The 17,584-nt window shown below is 49.6% G+C and carries 10 protein-coding genes; all 10 read left to right on the forward strand.

Features of this window, described 5'->3' with window-relative positions; translation table 11 throughout:
• Positions 1 to 51 precede the first annotated feature (51 nt).
• Entirely contained in the window at positions 52 to 918 is an 867-nt protein-coding gene (locus tag MKY23_RS01145) for a sugar phosphate isomerase/epimerase (RefSeq protein WP_339839128.1), read from the forward strand.
• Positions 919 to 1,201: 283 nt separating this feature from the next.
• Positions 1,202 to 2,260, forward strand: coding sequence for a Gfo/Idh/MocA family oxidoreductase (locus MKY23_RS01150; RefSeq protein ID WP_154891522.1), 1,059 nt, complete (start codon positions 1,202 to 1,204; stop codon positions 2,258 to 2,260).
• 745 nt (positions 2,261 to 3,005) lie between these two features.
• Positions 3,006 to 4,418: an alpha-L-fucosidase gene (locus tag MKY23_RS01155; protein ID WP_339834663.1), complete on the forward strand. Its 1,413-nt coding sequence runs from the start codon at positions 3,006 to 3,008 to the stop codon at positions 4,416 to 4,418.
• 314 nt (positions 4,419 to 4,732) lie between these two features.
• The gene (locus tag MKY23_RS01160; protein WP_154891520.1) at positions 4,733 to 5,710 is read left to right on the forward strand and encodes an ABC transporter permease subunit; all 978 of its coding nucleotides are present in this window, start codon (positions 4,733 to 4,735) and stop codon (positions 5,708 to 5,710) included.
• Positions 5,711 to 5,725: 15 nt separating this feature from the next.
• Complete coding sequence (locus MKY23_RS01165; protein ID WP_339834667.1) at positions 5,726 to 6,634, forward strand: carbohydrate ABC transporter permease; 909 nt, start codon at positions 5,726 to 5,728, stop codon at positions 6,632 to 6,634.
• A 102-nt stretch (positions 6,635 to 6,736) separates the two neighbouring features.
• On the forward strand, positions 6,737 to 8,371 hold the full coding sequence (locus tag MKY23_RS01170; RefSeq protein ID WP_339834670.1) for an ABC transporter substrate-binding protein: 1,635 nt from the start codon (positions 6,737 to 6,739) through the stop codon (positions 8,369 to 8,371).
• Between the two features lie 170 nt (positions 8,372 to 8,541).
• A complete protein-coding gene (locus MKY23_RS01175) occupies positions 8,542 to 10,767 on the forward strand; it encodes a helix-turn-helix domain-containing protein (protein ID WP_339834673.1) in 2,226 nt (741 codons plus the stop codon).
• 43 nt (positions 10,768 to 10,810) lie between these two features.
• On the forward strand, positions 10,811 to 13,138 hold the full coding sequence (locus MKY23_RS01180; protein WP_339834676.1) for a glycoside hydrolase family 3 N-terminal domain-containing protein: 2,328 nt from the start codon (positions 10,811 to 10,813) through the stop codon (positions 13,136 to 13,138).
• Positions 13,135 to 16,422 carry an alpha-mannosidase gene (locus MKY23_RS01185; protein ID WP_339834679.1) on the forward strand — a complete coding sequence of 1,096 codons (3,288 nt, stop codon included), beginning with the start codon at positions 13,135 to 13,137 and terminating at the stop codon, positions 16,420 to 16,422. The genes MKY23_RS01180 and MKY23_RS01185 overlap by 4 nt, the downstream gene beginning before the upstream one ends.
• Positions 16,423 to 16,703: 281 nt before the next feature.
• On the forward strand, positions 16,704 to 17,579 hold the full coding sequence (locus MKY23_RS01190; RefSeq protein WP_339834682.1) for a sugar phosphate isomerase/epimerase family protein: 876 nt from the start codon (positions 16,704 to 16,706) through the stop codon (positions 17,577 to 17,579).
• Positions 17,580 to 17,584 lie beyond the last annotated feature (5 nt).

A 17,584-nucleotide genomic window follows, 5' to 3' on the forward strand; every position in this document is an offset into this window, starting at 1 on the left:
GTATACGTTGGGTATGGACACCCATCACAGGAGAGGGAGAGGATGAGGAAGATGAAAGTTGGACTCAGCACATACAGTTTGCAGCAAGCGTTGGATCGTAAGGAGCTGACTGTGCCGGATGCCGTTCGGTGGATTGCGGAGCAGGGCGGGCAGCATGTGGAGATTGTACCGATGGGCTTCAGTTTGATCGATAATCCAGCGTTAATTGAGGAAATCAAAGCTACGGCTCGGGAGGTTGGTGTCGACATCTCGAATTATGCCATTGGAGCAAACTTTGCGGTTCAGGAGAATGCCGAGACTTTGGAAGAAGAAATTCAGAGTATTATGCGCCACGTGGATGTCGCCGCTGCCCTGGGTGTGAAGCTGATGCGCCACGATGTGGCTTTCCGGCCTGCACCGGAGGGGACTGTAGCACAGTTTGAAGCCGACCTGCCCGTACTCGTCAAAGCCTGTAAGCGAATTGCCGACTATGCGGCAGGCTTTGGCATTACAACAAGTGTGGAGAACCACGGATATTATGTGCAATCGAGTGAGCGGATTCAGCGGCTTTTACATGAGACGGGTCGGGAAAATTTCAAAACAACACTGGACATCGGCAATTTCCTCTGTGTGGATGAAGATCCGGTGAGTGCGGTGAAAAATAACATTGCTCACGCGTCTATCGTTCATGCCAAAGACTTCTACTGGCGTCCTTCTACCCGGAGTCCCGGCGAAGGCTGGTTCCAGACTTCTCACGGCAATTATCTGCGTGGGGCCATCGTGGGTCATGGTGATATCGACATGCCTGAAGTGTTCCGTGTGATGAAGCGGTCCGGTTACGACGGATATATCTCGGTTGAATTCGAAGGCATGGAGGATTGCCGAACCGCCTCGCGCATTGCAATGGATAACGTGCGCCGTTTGTGGGATGAGGCGTGACAATATGTAGTTATGTGTCTTTCTATGATATGGGATCGCTATGCTATCCCGTGTCGATTGGTTTAGTGCTGTGAGGTGGAGTGTAGTGTAGCGAGTAACATGGCGTATGTTTAAATAGAGTTCATCCAAAAATCGGCTGTTGAAAGCAGCCGCAGTCAATGTAATTTTTCAAAGTTTAACAAATATAAGCGTGATTTGCGGATCGTAAGACTTTTATTTCAAAGATGGCTCTGCCGAGCTGAACGATATTCTTTTTCATTTTTAACAGTGGAGGGGTAGTGAAATGTCCAACTTGAAAATCGCCGTTATCGGCGCCGGTTCCATATCTGATTGCCACCTGCAAGCGTATGCCAGTAATCCGGAAGTAGAGATTTATGCGATCTGTGATCTGAACGAAACCCGTGCCGCCGATGTGGCGAAGCAGTATGGAGCAACCCATGTGTTTACGGACTATAGAGACTTGCTCGCTCTGCCGGAAATCGATTCGGTTAGCATCTGTACCTGGAATGACTCGCACGCGGAGATCAGTATTGCTGCGCTTGATGCGGGCAAAAACGTGCTCTGCGAGAAACCCCTGTGCCAGACGGTGGAGGAAGCGCTTGAGGTAGAAAAAGCCGTCCATCGCAGTGGAAAGCTGCTGCAAGTCGGCTTTGTTCGCCGCTATAGTGACAATGCTCAGATTCTTAAAAAGTTCATCGACGAAGGTGAGCTCGGCGAAATCTATTATGCCAAAGCTTCCAGTCTGCGCCGTCTTGGCAACCCTGGTGGCTGGTTTGCGGATAAAAGTCGCTCCGGCGGCGGCCCGTTAATTGATATCGGCGTACATGTCATCGACATTTGCTGGTATCTGATGGGTAGACCGAAGGTGAAATCCGTTTCCGCTAACGTCTCCAATCGTCTCGGCAACCGGGCTAACATTCGCAATCTTTCGTTTTATAAGGCCGCCGATTACGATGCGGAACAGAACACCGTGGAAGATATGGCGAATGCATTGATCCGTTTTGAAAATGGGGCAAGCCTGCTGGTCGATGTCAGCTTCACTCTGCATGCAAAGGCTGATGAAACAGCAGTTAAGCTGTATGGCGACAAAGGCGGAGCCGAGCTGGAGCCCGAGATTTCAATTGTTGGCGAGAAGTTCGATACCATTCTGAACATGACACCGCAGGTCGATTTCAAATCCTTTGACTTCATGGGTTCGTTCCGTAATGAAATCAACCACTTTATCGATAGCACGCAGGGCCGAAAAGAAACCCTCAGCCCCGTCGAAGACGGCGTAGAGGTAATGAAAATGCTGTGCGCCATCTACGAATCCGCGCGCGAGGGCAAGGAGATCACGTTGTAAAAACCTCCATTTACACGAAAACGAAGAGGTCAGAAATAATCCGAAGAAGCGAAGCGTGCGCCTTTATCCCCGGATTTCCCCATTAGGGAAATAATTCGAAGAAATCCGGGGGTAACAGCGCTCGGAGGATTGTTCTGACCGCGGAGTGGCCTAGTGTAAATTCACCAGTGATCTTAAGTCATTTGCTCTACCCAAAACGGAGGGATAAGTAACCCGACGTATCCAAGTTACCCGATCGACGAGGTGAAACTGTCTTTGGCGTTGTAAAAACATCCATTTACACGTGAAACGGAGAGTGCAGAACCAATCTGGAGAAGCGAAGCGCTCGCCTTTACCACCGGATTTCCCCATTAGGGGAATCGTTCGAAGAAATCCGGGGGTAACAGCGATCGAAAGATGGTACTGCAATCGGAGTGCCCCAGTGTAAATCCACCAGTGATCTTAAGTCATTTGCTCTACCCAAAACGGAGGAATAAGTACCCCGACGTAACCAAGTTACCCCATCGACGAGGTGAAACCGTCTTAGGCGTTATAAAAAATCCATTTACACGTGAAACGGAGAGTGCAGAACCAATCTGGAGAAGCGAAGCGCTCGCCTTTACCACCGGATTTCCCCATTAGGGAAATAATTCGAAGAAATCCGGGGGTAACAGCGCTCGGAGGATTGTTCTGACCGCGGAGTGGCCTAGTGTAAATCTCAACTCGTTACAACGTCAGAAATTTCAACTAAAGGAGATGCTTTATTTTGACTCAAACCAATTCCCCCCTGCCAGAGCAGGAAGAGCACATCGTTGAAGCAGGCGTACACAACTTTAGTAAAGAGGATGAGTGGGTAAAGCCGGATGATCCACTGTTGCTGGAGCGGCTGGAGTGGTTCAAAGATCAGAAACTCGGTTTGATGATGCACTGGGGGCCATACTCGCAGCTCGGCTTGGTGGAATCATGGGCGCTGAGTGATGAGGATGGCGACTGGTCGAGGGATGATGTGGACTGGATGGACGACATGGAGGACTTCAAACGTGAATATTTTGACCTGAACAAAACGTTTAATCCGATCCGGTTCCAGCCCGAGGAATGGGCACAGATGGCCGCTGACAACGGCTTTAAATATTTCCTGTTTACGACCAAGCACCACGACGGTTTCTGCATGTGGGATACCAAAACAACCGATTACCGGATTACGGGCAAGGATACGCCGTTCCACAAGCACAAATATGCCGATATCTGCCGTACGCTATTTGATGCCTTTCGAGCGAAAGGGCTAGGTATCTCTGCGTATTTCTCCAAAGCAGACTGGCACACACCGTATTACTGGGCACCCGGTATGGAGCGTGGACGCCATATGTGGCGCGGGCCTTCCTATGATCCACACAAGTATCCATGGATGTGGGAAAAGTTCGTGGAGTTCACCCATGAGCAGATCATGGAATTGCTGACGAATTACGGACGGATCGAGTGTTTGTGGCTGGATGCAGGCTGGGTACGTGAAGGCCGCCACGGTCAGGATATTCGGCTTGGTGAAGTGGTCGAGCGGGCGAGAAAGAGCACGCAGCCTTGGCTTCTGTCTGCAGATCGCACCGTAGGCGGGCCGTATGAAAACATCGTCACCCCGGAGCAGACGATCCCCGAGCATCCGATGAATATCCCGTGGGAGAGCTGTATTACCGTCGGGCACTCCTTTGCTTTTGGCTTCGATGATCAGTATAAATCGGGCCGGCAGCTTGCACATATTTTGCTTGAGGTGGTATCCAAAGGCGGGAATCTGGCACTGAATGTTGGGCCGCAGCCGGACGGACGTCTACCTAAAGGGGCGATTCGAGGCATCCAGGGGCTCGGCGAATGGTTGAACACACACGGCGAAGGCATCTATAGCACCCGTATTTGCGCACCGTTTTACACGAAGGATTGGGCATTCACACAGAAAGAAGACGTGCACACCGTCTATGCCTTCCGCATGTATCGCAACGAGAGCGAGACCCCGGAAGAGCGACTGATCATTCCTTATGTGGAAAAGGTAGAGCGTATTGAACTCATCGGTACGAATGACGTACTTTCGTTTCAGCAGACCGAAGAAGGGCTGCTCGTGGAGTTGCCACGATCTGCTACAAGCAACCAAGCACCGATCACTCATACATTTAGATTGATCACCAAATCATAAAAATGCATGTCAATTCCGGGGGAGATATCAGCGCCTCCGGAATTTTATTTTTGTACATATAAACATACAGAACCCCACAGAACATGGCTTTAAACACTTGCTGCACAAGGGTTTTTAGAATAAAGAGAGGTCAGAGAAAATTGCAAATTGATCAAAAAGACCTCGGCAAGGTACTATCAAATTAAGAAAGCGCTACCTGATATGATTGTTAACATTGATTGGATTCAAGGCAACAAACGAGCATCGAAAATGAACGTTTAAGAGATGTGAATGTAATGTATTATTACACTTGAGGCTGAGAAGGAGTGACGCAAATGAGTCGAGGTACAGATAGCATACCTGCGAACATAGAGCTGCAGCAATTACGTCAGACAGCGCCCAAGAAGCAGCATCCGTTTATCAAAAGCTTCAAAAAGCACTGGGAGCTGTACCTGCTTGTGCTACCTCCGGTGTTGTATCTATTGATCTTCAAATACATTCCGATGGTGGGCGTGCAGATTGCTTTTAAGGATTTCAGCGTGGTCAAAGGCATCTGGGGTAGCCCATGGGTGGGGCTCAAACATTTTGAAGCCTTCTTTAATTCCCCGAACTTCTGGCTACTGATCAAGAACACCATTGGCATCAGTTTCTATTCCCTCATTGCAGGTTTCCCTATACCGATCTTGCTCGCCTTGGCACTGAACGAGATTCGAACGGGTTATTTTAAAAAGACCGTACAGATGGTCACGTATGCACCGCATTTTATCTCCACCGTTGTCATGGTATCCATCATCATTCTAATGCTCTCGCCGCATGTAGGCGTCGTAGACAAGTTATTTACCTGGTTGGGTTTCCCGATGACCAACTTCATGGGGATTCCCGAATATTTCAAATCAATCTATGTCTGGTCCGGGGTATGGCAGGGCATGGGGTATTCCTCCATTATCTACATTGCGGCCTTGGCGGGAGTTGATCCATCCCTGTACGAAGCGGCCAAGATGGATGGCGCCTCAAGGTTGCGGAAAATCTGGCACATCGACCTTCCCACCCTTGTTCCGGTCACCGTAATCATGTTGATTCTAAGTCTGGGCAGCATTATGGGCGTAGGTTTCGAGAAAATTTATCTTATGCAAAATCCGCTGAATACAAGTGCTTCGGAGGTCATCTCCACGTACGTGTACAAGGTCGGTCTGATCGGAGCGAATTTCAGCTTCTCCGCGGCTGTCGGATTCTTTAACTCCATCATTAACCTGATTCTGCTGGTCATCGTCAATAGCATTTCACGCAAAGTATCCGAGAACAGCTTGTGGTAAAGGAGGAGCATGTCCATGTTTAATCTGATCAATCGGAACCGAATCAAAGATCCCATTGGCGACCGTATTTTCATGACCATCAACTATATCTTTCTGATTGCCATTCTGTTAACGGTGTTCTATCCGCTCTTGTACATTGTCAGCTCCTCGTTCAGCTCGTCACGTGCCGTAACATCCGGCCAGGTGTGGCTGTTCCCGGTTGATTTCAACATCAAGGCATACATCTCCATTTTCAAAAGCCAGCAGCTCATGCTCGGGTTTTACAACACGATCATTTACACCGTGGTTGGTACGTTCATTAACGTTGCGCTGACCGTTATGCTGGCTTACCCGCTCTCCCGTAAGTCGTTCTACGGACGAGGAACGATCATCATCTTCATGATGATTACGATGTTTTTTGACGGGGGTCTGATTCCGACCTACCTGCTGATGAAAGACCTGCATCTGCTGGATACCCGCTGGGCGATGTGGCTGCCCGGAGCGCTTGCCGTGTTCCAGGTCATCGTTGCTCGCACCTTCTTCCAGTCGTCGATCCCCGAGGAGCTTGGTGAAGCTGCCGAGATGGACGGGTGCCGGGATATTCGCTACCTGATCAGCGTGGTGCTGCCGCTCTCCAAACCGATTTTGGCGGTCATGACCCTGATGTACGCAGTAGGCCACTGGAATGCATACTTTGATGCACTCATTTACCTCCGTTCAGAGAAACTGTTCCCATTACAATATGTGCTTCGCAACTTGTTAATTCTGAATGCGGCTGACCCGGCCATGCTTGCGAATACAAGCCAGCAGATGCGAGATCAAGGGTTTGAGCAGGTGCTGAAATATGCGCTGATTGTGGTCGCAAGTATTCCGATTCTGATTATGTATCCTTTTGTGCAAAAACACTTCGTCAAAGGGGTTATGGTGGGTTCACTTAAAGGATAGACGGTAGCCGGTTTATGAAAGGAGGTGGGGGCACACGCCGGCTATATCAACCCAACAGCTTAACCAAAGGTTTGCCGTTATGAATAAAAAGGAGGAGTCAGTTTGAGAAAATCCTGGATTTCAATTCTGTGTTTGGTCTTCGCTTCGATAACGATATTGTCCGCATGCAGTTCATCTGAAAAAGCGGGTACAGGTAGCGAGGGGAGCGGAGAGAGCGGCGGCCCTGTAACGATGACTTTTTTTGCTCCGCAAGGTAAAGCGCCGATGGAAGACAATGAATTCACCAAGTTTATCGAAAAAAAGTTCAACGTGACCTTGAAATGGGATCTGGCCCCGACAGACGCTTTGCAGGATCGCAGACAATTGCTGCTAGCCAGTGGGGATTATCCCGAAGTGTTCCTGCACGGCAAATTCACCACCTCGGATCTTCAAACCTATGGTAAACAAGGCGTGTTCCTCCCGCTTCAAGACCTGATCAAGCAATACGGCCCGAACCTCACCAAAGTGATGGAAGAGAAGCCTTATTTCAAGGATGCCATAACGGCACCGGACGGTAACATCTATGCATTGCCTATTTTTAATGAATGTTACCACTGTACGTATGCGCAGAAGTATTGGATCAACCAAGAGTGGCTGGATAAGGTGGGGCTGAAAATGCCAACGACGACGGATGAACTGTATACCGTTCTGAAGGCGTTCAAAACCCAAGACCCGAACGGTAACGGCAAAGCCGACGAGATTCCGCTCACAGGTGCACCGAACAAATATGTGTGGAACGGCAACATCGATGCCTATCTGATGAACAGCTTCATATACAACGATAACGATAAATACCTGATCGTGAACGATGGCAAGGTGAGTTTTGCCGCCAACCAGGAGGGATGGAAGAAAGGGCTGGAGTACATGCACAAGCTGTACGCGGATGGCCTGATCGACCCGGCTTCTTTCACACAGAATGACCAGGCGATTGGTCAACTGGGGAACAAAGAAGGAGATGAAGTGGTTGGTTCCATTACAACGGCACTGGTGAGCTATCTGGTGAATACGTATGACAAAAAAATTACCCGTCACCAGCACTGGGAGATCGTGCCCCCACTCAAAGGACCGGACGGTGTGCAGACGACTGGAGCAACGCAAAGTGTAGGTGAGTTTGAATTTGCCATCACCAACAAAGCGACCGAAGCACAACAGATCGCAGCGATCAAAATTGTAGATTACATGTTCAGTGAAGAGGGTGCACTCTACGCAGAGTACGGCCCAACGGAAGGAAAGGGCTGGAAGAAAGCAGACCCGGATGAGAAAAACATCAACGGCGAACCTGCCAAATACAGCTATTACAACCTGCCTGAACGTGATCCCAACGTGGTTGTGAACGAGAGCTGGTCACAGATCGGTGCGCATGATTTGTCCAATACGTTCCGTAATCTGTTTGCAGAGGGTCAAGATCCACTGTCTGCTGAAGGATACGGTACAAGGCTTGCTCAAGCGACGAAAGTATATGCTCCATACGCTCCGAAAGAAGTATACCCTGCCAACGTATTTATTCGTCCAGAAGATACCGAGACAGCAGCTCAACTGACCACCGCGATCAAAGATTATGTGCAGACGAATATGGCTCAGTTCATCATCGGCAGTAAGAGCATTGATAAGGACTGGGACTCATACGTGAAAGGTTTCGATGGGCTTGGATTAAGCAATTATCTGGATATTTATCAGCGTGCAATTGAGAAAAAGTGATGCAAAAGGACTGTCCCGCCTGTCACCCGTGACCGGGGCAGTCTTCTCCTATGACAACCCCACGTCATTCGATATAATGAACGAATAATTATGAAAACTTTGTGAACAGAAGCAAGGTGCAAGTGGTTTGTCGTCATGCAACATGAAATGGATTGGTGGGGGGCGCGGAGATGAACAACAATTGGTTCAGACGTTTGCTGATATCGTATTTGCCTATTTTTTTTATTGTGACGACGATTTTATTTTTTATTTTCTTTCAGGTATTTAATGAGCAGAACCGGAGAGAAGCGCTCAAGGCCAATGAATTTTTGGCTTCACAGGTGACACAGTATCTGGATAACTCCTTGCGTTCTATCGATTTCAAGGTACTGCGCGAGATTTTGACCAACTCGAATCTGAAAAACTATTTCTCGGTATCTGGCCGCGAGGATGTCTATGCCGGCATTCAGGCCGTTAAGGTCATCGATGAATTGAAGATAGAATATCCGCTGATTGACTCGGTCTACTTGGTCAGGTACAGCGATAACACCGTTTTTAGCAATGGCAAGGCCGTTCCGATCAACGAATTCCCCGATGCAGCCTTTATTGCAGACAGCCGGACGAAGGATGAGCAGAAGTGGGTCGGCGCACGGTCATTCAAGGCGTTTCCTTCCCAATCGGCGGAGCAGGTCATTACGATTGTGCGAAATGTCGGGAACGGCAGAGGTCTTGTAGTGACCAACGTGGAGTTGAATACGCTGCAAAAGTCCATTATGCAGATGTACGACCCTGAATTTACGTTTGTGAACATCTATAACCGATCCGGGGGAAGTCTCTGGCATGGTAGTAAGCCTGATGCTGAGATACTTGCTTCCAAGCCAGCTTCCGCTTCGGGAGAGGTTTTCTCTGAATTCACATCCAGCTATAGTGGCTGGAAGGTACAGACCGGGCTAAATAACGGGAAAATCATCAAGTTTACGCTGCAATTTTATAATATCTGGTTTATTTTCGCTGTTGCTGTTGTGCTGATCGGGGTTGTGTGGGTCGTCTATGTGACGCGTAGAAACTATAAACCGATCCAGCAGATTGTTACCCTGATTCAGACGGTCTCCTTACAGAAACCGTCTGCACTAAACTATGGCAAGGAGAATGAATTCCGTTTCATTCATACCACGCTGGAGCGCATGATCGACCAGACGAAGCAATATCAGGAGGAGCATGAAGAGAATCTGATTTTGCAAAAGAAGGTGTTCTTTCAGGAACTGCTGGAAGGTACGCGGGAATACACATGTCATGAGTTATCTGCGGAGATGAGCAAGTTCAAGCTACCGGCATTAGAGCATCGCTGGGCTGTAATGGTGGTGGAGATGGATCGATACGACGTGTTTGTGGATGAGTATCATCAGCAGGATCAAGCCCTCCTGAAATTTGTGCTGTCGAGCATTTTGCAGGAAAGTGCAAGGCAAGAAGAAACCGAGGTATGGGCAGAGTGGGTTTCGAGTCAGCGATTGTATGCCATCCTGTGGCTACCTGAGGCCGAACAATCTGAAGAGACAGAGCGACGCTTGCTCAGTGGTTATCTGGATCAGGTGGGTCAGTATTTGAATTTTACCGTAACCATTGGTGTGGGCAGGGTTGCTGTGGATATTCGCGGGCTTCGAGCTTCGCTTAAAGAGGCTGTGCATGCCCTGGAGTACAAGGCGGTTCTGGGCACCAATCAGATCATACCGTGCGGAGATGTGCCGAGTTCGACGAATGACGTGTATGAGTTTCTTAAGACCATCTCCTTGCTCGTGCAGGCGATGCGGCTGTCAGACGATGTTTGGGAACAGCATTTTGAACGGCTGTTTAAGCAGATTCGTCAGTCAGTTCTGTCTCGTCAGGAGATTATGAACACGGTTCAGCTGTTGTTTCAGCATTATAATCGTGAATTTGCCGAGCTTCCGCGTGAATATCAGGAGTCATGGGCGGCGATATTTACGCCATTGTTGCCGCGGCTAGAAGGTTGGGAGACGCTGGATGATCTGCACGAGTTGTGCCTGGAAGGGTTCCGTGAGCTGGCGAAGCAGATGGAGACACTGCAATGCTCTCGTAAACATCGGTCACATATTCTGGAGATTCGCAAATATATCGAAGAGCATTATAACAATCCCGATCTGTCGCTGAATTACCTTAGTGATCTGTTCGATATCAATCCGAAGTATCTGAGCAAGCTTTTCAAAGATGAGATCGGGGAGAAATTCGTGGATCTGCTCATCAGTCACCGGATCGAAAAAGCAAAACAGCTCATGCAACAGACGGACAAAGCCATTCAGGAGATCAGTGAGGAAGTGGGATATACCAATTACAATTCCTTCAACCGCGCTTTTAAAAATGTCGTGGGCATGGCTCCAAGTGACTATCGCAAGGCGATGTAAGCTCCACGTATGACCAACTCACAGGCAGGAGGAGAATGTGCACATGCAAACGCAAACGGGCTATAAAGATGCATCACTTCCCATTCAGGAGCGGGTACAGGATCTGCTCGAACGAATGACTACCGCAGAGAAGATCGGACAGTTGATCCAGCCTATGGGGTGGAAAACGTACAAGAAAGCGGCAGACGGTACGGTACAGGTAACCGAAGAATTCGAGGCAGACATGGCGCAGGGTGGTGTCGGCTCCTTGTATGGTGTACTCAGGGCTGATCCATGGACAGAAGTTACTTTGGATACAGGGCTGAGGCCACGGCAAGGAGCGGTGGCCACGAATGTGATTCAGCAATATGCGATAGAGCATTCCCGGTTAGGGATTCCGATTCTGTTCGGAGAGGAATGTTCCCACGGGCATATGGCCATTGGTGCAACGGTCTTTCCTGTGCCGTTAACGGTAGGCAGCACATGGAATACCGATCTATATCGCAGGATGTGCGAGGCGATCGCTGTGGAAACCCGGAGTCAAGGCGGCGCAGCTACATATTCTCCGGTGCTTGATGTTGTGCGTGACCCACGATGGGGACGGACGGAGGAATGTTTTGCCGAAGACGCTTATCTCATCGGGCAGTTTGCCGTAGAAGCCATCTATGGATTGCAGGGCGAGCGTCTTGATTCCGACCGGACGGTGGTGGCGACACTCAAACATTTTGCAGCGTATGGCAGTTCGGAAGGCGGGCGCAATGCGGCGCCAGTGCATATGGGAATGCGTGAGTTGCACGAAATCGACTTGCTGCCGTTCAAACAAGCAGTAGAAGCCGGAGCCTGCTCGGTCATGACGGCCTATAACGAGATCGATGGCGTACCGTGTACATCCAGTACGTATCTGCTTCATGATCTTTTGCGGAAAGAGTGGGGTTTCGACGGATTTGTCATTACCGATTTTGGGGCGATCCAGATGCTGGTGAACGGACACAACACGGCAGAGAATGGAGAGCAGGCTGTGACACAGTCCCTTCGGGCAGGTGTAGATATGGAGATGTCCGGATTCATGTACCGCAAACATCTGGCACAAGCGCTTCAACAGGGTTTACTGGATGAGAAGGAACTGGACTTGGCAGTGTGGCGGGTGCTGGAGACGAAATTCAAGCTGGGATTGTTCGAACAGCCGTATGTTGATCCTGATTTTGCAGAAAAGGTTATCGGGTGTGACGAGCATGTTGGGCTTGCACGGGAGGTGGCACAAGAGGGAATCGTCCTGTTGAAAAATGAAGGACATGTGCTTCCGCTTGCTACTCAGGGAGCCAAATTGGCTGTGATTGGGCCGAACGCCAACCATATCTATAACCAGCTTGGAGATTATACCTCACCGCAGCCGAGAGAGCAGATTGTGACGGTGCTGGATGGTATTACGCGCAAACTCGGTGGGGCGGATTCTGCTCAGGTGCTGTATGCACCCGGATGTCGGATCAAGGGGGATTCGAGAGAAGGCTTTGCGCAGGCGCTGGCATGTGCAGAGCAGGCCGATGTCATCGTTATGGTGATGGGTGGATCGAGTGCGCGTGATTTTGGCGAAGGAACGATTGATTTGCGAACAGGGGCATCCGTGGTAACCGACGATCCGTGGAATGACATGGAGTGCGGGGAAGGCATAGACCGTTCTTCGTTGAACCTGATGGGTGTGCAGCTGGAACTGGTACAGGAAATACATAAGCTGGGGAAACCAGTCGTTGTGGTGTATATTAACGGGCGCCCTATTGCCGAACCGTGGATCGACGAGCACATTCCAGCCATTCTGGAAGCATGGTATCCGGGGCAGGAAGGGGGCAATGCCATCGCCGATGTACTGTTTGGGGATGTGAATCCATCGGGGCGACTGACCGTATCCATTCCCAAACATGAAGGTCAGCTTCCCGTGTACTATCATGCGAAACGGACGCGTGGCAAACGGTATTTGGAGATGGATCTAACGCCGCAATATGCTTTCGGACATGGGCTGAGCTACACGGACTTCAAGTACGGCAATGTTCGAGTGACACCGGAAGTGATTGGACCGGACGAAGAGGCACAGGTGCAGGTCGAAGTGACGAATGTGGGTGCTGTGGCAGGCAAAGAGGTCGTGCAGCTGTACATTAGCGATGTGACGGCTTCCGTTACCCGGGCTGAAATTGCCCTGAAGGGTTTTAGCAAAATCCATCTGGAGCCAGGAGAGACCCGAACCGTAACGTTCTCTGTGCAAAAAGAACATCTCGCACTGATCGACTCCCGTCTCCAGTCTGTGGTAGAACCGGGTGAGTTCAAGCTGATGGTCGGACGCAGCTCTGTGGACTGGACGGCTTGCAGTCTGCATGTACAACAGGTGGAGGTGAAGGTATGATCCGAATTCAGCGGTTTATCGAAGATTTGAAGCAGAAGCAGTGGTTGGAAGTCGTTGAGCTTCCCGAGTGGCAGATGCAGCGAGCCCGATATATTCGGCCGGGAGAATACGAGTATGAGCAGGGATATGCGTATGGTCAGGATCGAGCATCTGAACAGGAAGGGCACGAGGTAATCCAGTATTCCCTTAATCCCTTAAACAGCACACACGGAACGACGTATTTTCTGAGCAAAAGAGTGCAGATTCCTGAAACGTGGCAGGGTGAGGCTATCGGATTCATTTTTGAAGCGGGTGGGGAAGGGTTGATGAAGGTCAACGGTGTTCCGTATCACGGGCTCGATCGCAATCATACCTTCGTACCTCTTCCAAGAGAACGTGTGGGAATCTCGCCACAGCTGGAGATCGAGCTGTATGACCCTATCCCTGAACCGCATGATCCCTTGAATCGTCAAGCGGTAATTCAGCCCCCGATTCAGGGGATACGAGCGGCGCTGGTGCATGTGAATCAACCGTTGCAGAGCCTGATGTACAGCATAATGGTACTTTCAGAATCGCTGCAGGCTTTACCGGAGAAAGATTTGAAACGCACAACACTGGTTCGGTCTGTCCATCAGGTGATGGATGAGATGTACCATGATTCGGGACGCTGGCAGGATGGTGTATGGCTACATGAGCTGGAGCAGAGAATCGTCCAGACCGTCGAGCGTCCAGACCCGGAGCAGCATCGAAGCGGGTTGTTGCATCTGGTTGGACAGTCTCATATTGATGTGGCTTGGCTCTGGCCTGTGCGGGAAACCGTGCGCAAAACGAGCCGAACGTTCTCTACGATGTGTACGCTTATGGACACATACCCGGATTTTGTGTACTCCCAGAGCCAGCCTCAACTATATGCTTTTGTTAAGGAGCATTATCCTGAGCTGTATGAAAGGGTGAAGGCACGAATTGCTGAAGGACGTTGGGAACTTGTTGGTGGCATGTGGGTGGAGCCGGATCTGAATATCCCAAGTGGTGAGTCCCTGGTGCGGCAGATTTTGTACGGACAGCAGTTCTATCAGTCGGAGTTTGGCAAACGTTCGAACATTGAATGGCTGCCGGATACGTTTGGATATTGTGCTTCACTGCCTCAGATTCTGAGGCTTGCCGACATTCCTTATTTTATGACGACCAAACTAAACTGGAATGATACGAATGTGTTTCCGTATGATCTGTTCGACTGGGTGGGGATTGACGGTACCTCCGTGCTGTCTTACCTGAATCATGGTGTAAACGAACATACGCGTCCCAAAGATGTGCATGAACACTGGCAGTCTTACAAGCAAAAAGACGTTCATGCAGAGCAGATGTTGCTTTATGGACACGGCGATGGTGGCGGCGGTGTGACGAACGAAATGGTGGAGTTTGCGGAGCGTTCTCACCTGATGGCAGGGCAGCCGATCAGTCAATTCAGCACGGCGGGCGCCTTTTTTGAAGGCATTGCAGCGAGTAAGCCAACACTGCCGAAGTGGCATGGTGATCTATATCTGGAGCTGCATCGCGGCACATATACAACCCATGCACGGAATAAACGCAGCAACCGTAAGGCCGAGGTACTCTATCGCGAAGCAGAAATCTGGAGCCAGTGGGATCAGAATCACGGCCGAATGTTGGATCGCAAGGAAGTGCTTGAAGAAGGCTGGAAGCTGATCATGTTGAATCAGTTCCATGATATTATTCCGGGTACGTCGATTCCCGAAGTGTATGTAACTTCTGCAGAGGAGTATACGAAGGTGTTTGCGCTTGGTGATGAAGTGTTACAGGGATCACTCGATGTGCTCACGGATAACATTGCGACGAATGAAGTATCAGGTAAGCCGTACGTTGTATTCAACAGTCTTGGCTGGGAGCGGAGTGAAGTGATCTGTATCGCAGGGGATACGGATTGGGATGGCTTGGCGGCGTATGATCGCTATGGAAATCGTTTGATTAGCGAGGTAGAGCGGGAAGAGCAAGAAAATAGGGTTAGATTGCATGTTCTTGTTCCTTCGATTCCTGCCTTTGGGTATATCACCATATGGTTGCGCGAGACAAAAGAAGAAGTAGAACGATATTCAAAAGAAGAAATAGCGGTAACTGTAGAACAGGGAGCGGATAGCGCATTAGGAGCAATAGGTGAGGGCGACATCCCGGTAGGAAAAAGAATAACAGATGCAGTTCTAGAAGTGGGTTCAGCGATCCAAAAGACAGCTAAGCTTGAGCAGATACCTGCATGTTGGGAAACCGAGTTCTATTTGCTCGAATTCAACGACTTGGGTGAGATCACAAGATGGTATGACAAGACCGTAGAGCGTGAATGGTTGAAACCGGGTGACCGAGCGAATGAGTGGCAGTTTTTCCATGACAAACCGACGTATTGGGATGCATGGGATATCGACCCGAGATTTGAATCTCAGCGGGCGGGCGCTGTACAACTGATCACCAGAGAGATTGTGCAACGCGGCTCGGTGCAGGATGTACTGCGTTTCCGCTGGAAGCTGAATGAATCCGAGATTAGCCAGGATGTAATTTTGTTTCATCATCAGCGACGCGTTGATTTTAAAACTCGGGTAGACTGGAATGAAAGTCACAAGCTGCTCAAGGTGGCGTTCCCGGTAGATTTGGTGGCGGCTAAAGCAACCTATGAAATTCCGTTTGGTGCCTTGGAACGGGCAACGCATAACAATACGAGTTGGGAACGGGCGCAGTTTGAGGTGTGCGGGCATCGTTGGGCTGATCTTTCTGAGGGCAATAGCGGCTTTAGTTTGCTGAATGACTGCAAGTATGGCTACGACATTAAGGATCGCACGATTCGTCTTTCACTTTTGCGAGCACCAAAATGGCCTGATGTACATGCCGATCAAGGGCAGCATGAATTCACTTATTCGGTACTGCCACATGCAGGAGACTGGCGTCAGGCAAATGTGGTGCAACGTGCGATGGAACTGAATCATCCGGTCCAGGTGATTGCACCCACACCACATGGAGGCGCAAAACCCTCGGAACACAGCTGGGTTCAGTTCCATAGTGAACATGTCATTTTGGATACGATTAAGGTGTCGGAGGACGGAACAGGAACGGTACTGCGTTTCTATGAATCAAGTGGAGGCCGGGAAACGGTACAGGTGCAGTGGAATGAACGAAACGTGAGTGCTTCGATCATTAATCTGCTGGAAGATGAGCTTGCCCCGCTCACTTGCGAGGGTGGAGCGTTTAAACTGACGTTTAAGCCCTATGAAATCAAGTCGGTAAAGCTTGTGCCATCAAGTTGATACGATATAAGTTGAACTATTCATTTACACTATAACGGAGAGGACAGAAAAAACCTGAAAAAGCGAAGCGCTCGCCTTTATCACCGGATTTTCCCCTTTGGAAAAGGGAATCAAAAAAATCTGGGGATAACAGCGATTGGAAGGTTATTCTGTCATCGGAGTGTTCCGTGTAAAAAACCTTTAGTTCAACTTATATAGCTTGATTTTTGAATTCACGGATGCACGATGGATTGAAACGTCAAAGAGCAGCATAACTCATCTAATCTCATGGGAGGTACGACATGAAATTAACCAATAAGATCGGTGTAATCGTGGACAGTTTTGGCGTAGGTGTGCGGGAAGGGCTGTTGAAAGCCAAGGATGCAGGTGCAGAAGGCGTACAGATCTACGCGGTGAAGGGGGAGATGGACCCGGAAAATCTGTCGCTAGCGGCTCGTAAAGAGCTTCGTAGTTATATAGATGGTCTCGGTCTTGAGATCTCAGCATTGGTTGGTGATCTGGGCGGTCACGGATTTCAGGTCAAGGAAGACAATGCATGGAAAGTAGAAAAGTCTAAACGAATTGTTGATCTTGCTCTCGATCTGGGCACAAATATTGTGACCACACATATCGGTATTGTTCCACATGATCCTTCTTCCGAAGTATACGAAACACTGCACGCTGCCTGTGAAGAACTGGGACAGTACGCCAAAAGTGTCGGAGCCTACTTTGCGATCGAGACAGGGCCAGAAACGGCTGCTGATCTGAAAATTTTCTTGGATACCCTCTCCACGAACGGGGTATCGGTCAATTTTGACCCGGCAAACATGGTGATGGTGACAGGAGATGATCCGGTACAGGGTGTGAAGCTACTCAAGGATTATATCGTGCATACACATGTGAAGGATGGTTTGCGTCTGAAAGAGGTCGATCCACGGGACGTGTACGGTGCGGTGGGTTATGCTCCGATGGATCATGAGAAAATTGCCGAAATGGTAGCTTCCGGTGCCTTTTTCCGCGAAGTACCACTGGGCGAGGGAGCTGTTGATTTTGATGCTTATTTTGCCGTGCTGCAGGAGATTGGCTATACAGGGTATCTGACCATTGAGCGCGAAGTGGGAGACCAACCGGAAGTAGATATTCGCAAAGCCGTGCAGTTCATCAAACAATATCGATAGGAGTG

The organism is Paenibacillus sp. FSL R7-0272, from assembly GCF_037969905.1.
Taxonomy (GTDB): Bacteria; Bacillota; Bacilli; order Paenibacillales; family Paenibacillaceae; genus Paenibacillus; species Paenibacillus polysaccharolyticus.

What these genes read in the sequence shown, in the direction of transcription:
- MKY23_RS01145 (WP_339839128.1), top strand. Translation starts at nt 52, where the DNA reads ATGAAAGTTGGACTCAGCACATACAGTTTGCAGCAAGCGTTGGATCGT.
- MKY23_RS01150 (WP_154891522.1), top strand. Translation starts at nt 1,202, where the DNA reads ATGTCCAACTTGAAAATCGCCGTTATCGGCGCCGGTTCCATATCTGAT.
- MKY23_RS01160 (WP_154891520.1), top strand. Translation starts at nt 4,733, where the DNA reads ATGAGTCGAGGTACAGATAGCATACCTGCGAACATAGAGCTGCAGCAA.
- MKY23_RS01165 (WP_339834667.1), top strand. Translation starts at nt 5,726, where the DNA reads ATGTTTAATCTGATCAATCGGAACCGAATCAAAGATCCCATTGGCGAC.
- MKY23_RS01175 (WP_339834673.1), top strand. Translation starts at nt 8,542, where the DNA reads ATGAACAACAATTGGTTCAGACGTTTGCTGATATCGTATTTGCCTATT.
- MKY23_RS01180 (WP_339834676.1), top strand. Translation starts at nt 10,811, where the DNA reads ATGCAAACGCAAACGGGCTATAAAGATGCATCACTTCCCATTCAGGAG.
- MKY23_RS01185 (WP_339834679.1), top strand. Translation starts at nt 13,135, where the DNA reads ATGATCCGAATTCAGCGGTTTATCGAAGATTTGAAGCAGAAGCAGTGG.
- MKY23_RS01190 (WP_339834682.1), top strand. Translation starts at nt 16,704, where the DNA reads ATGAAATTAACCAATAAGATCGGTGTAATCGTGGACAGTTTTGGCGTA.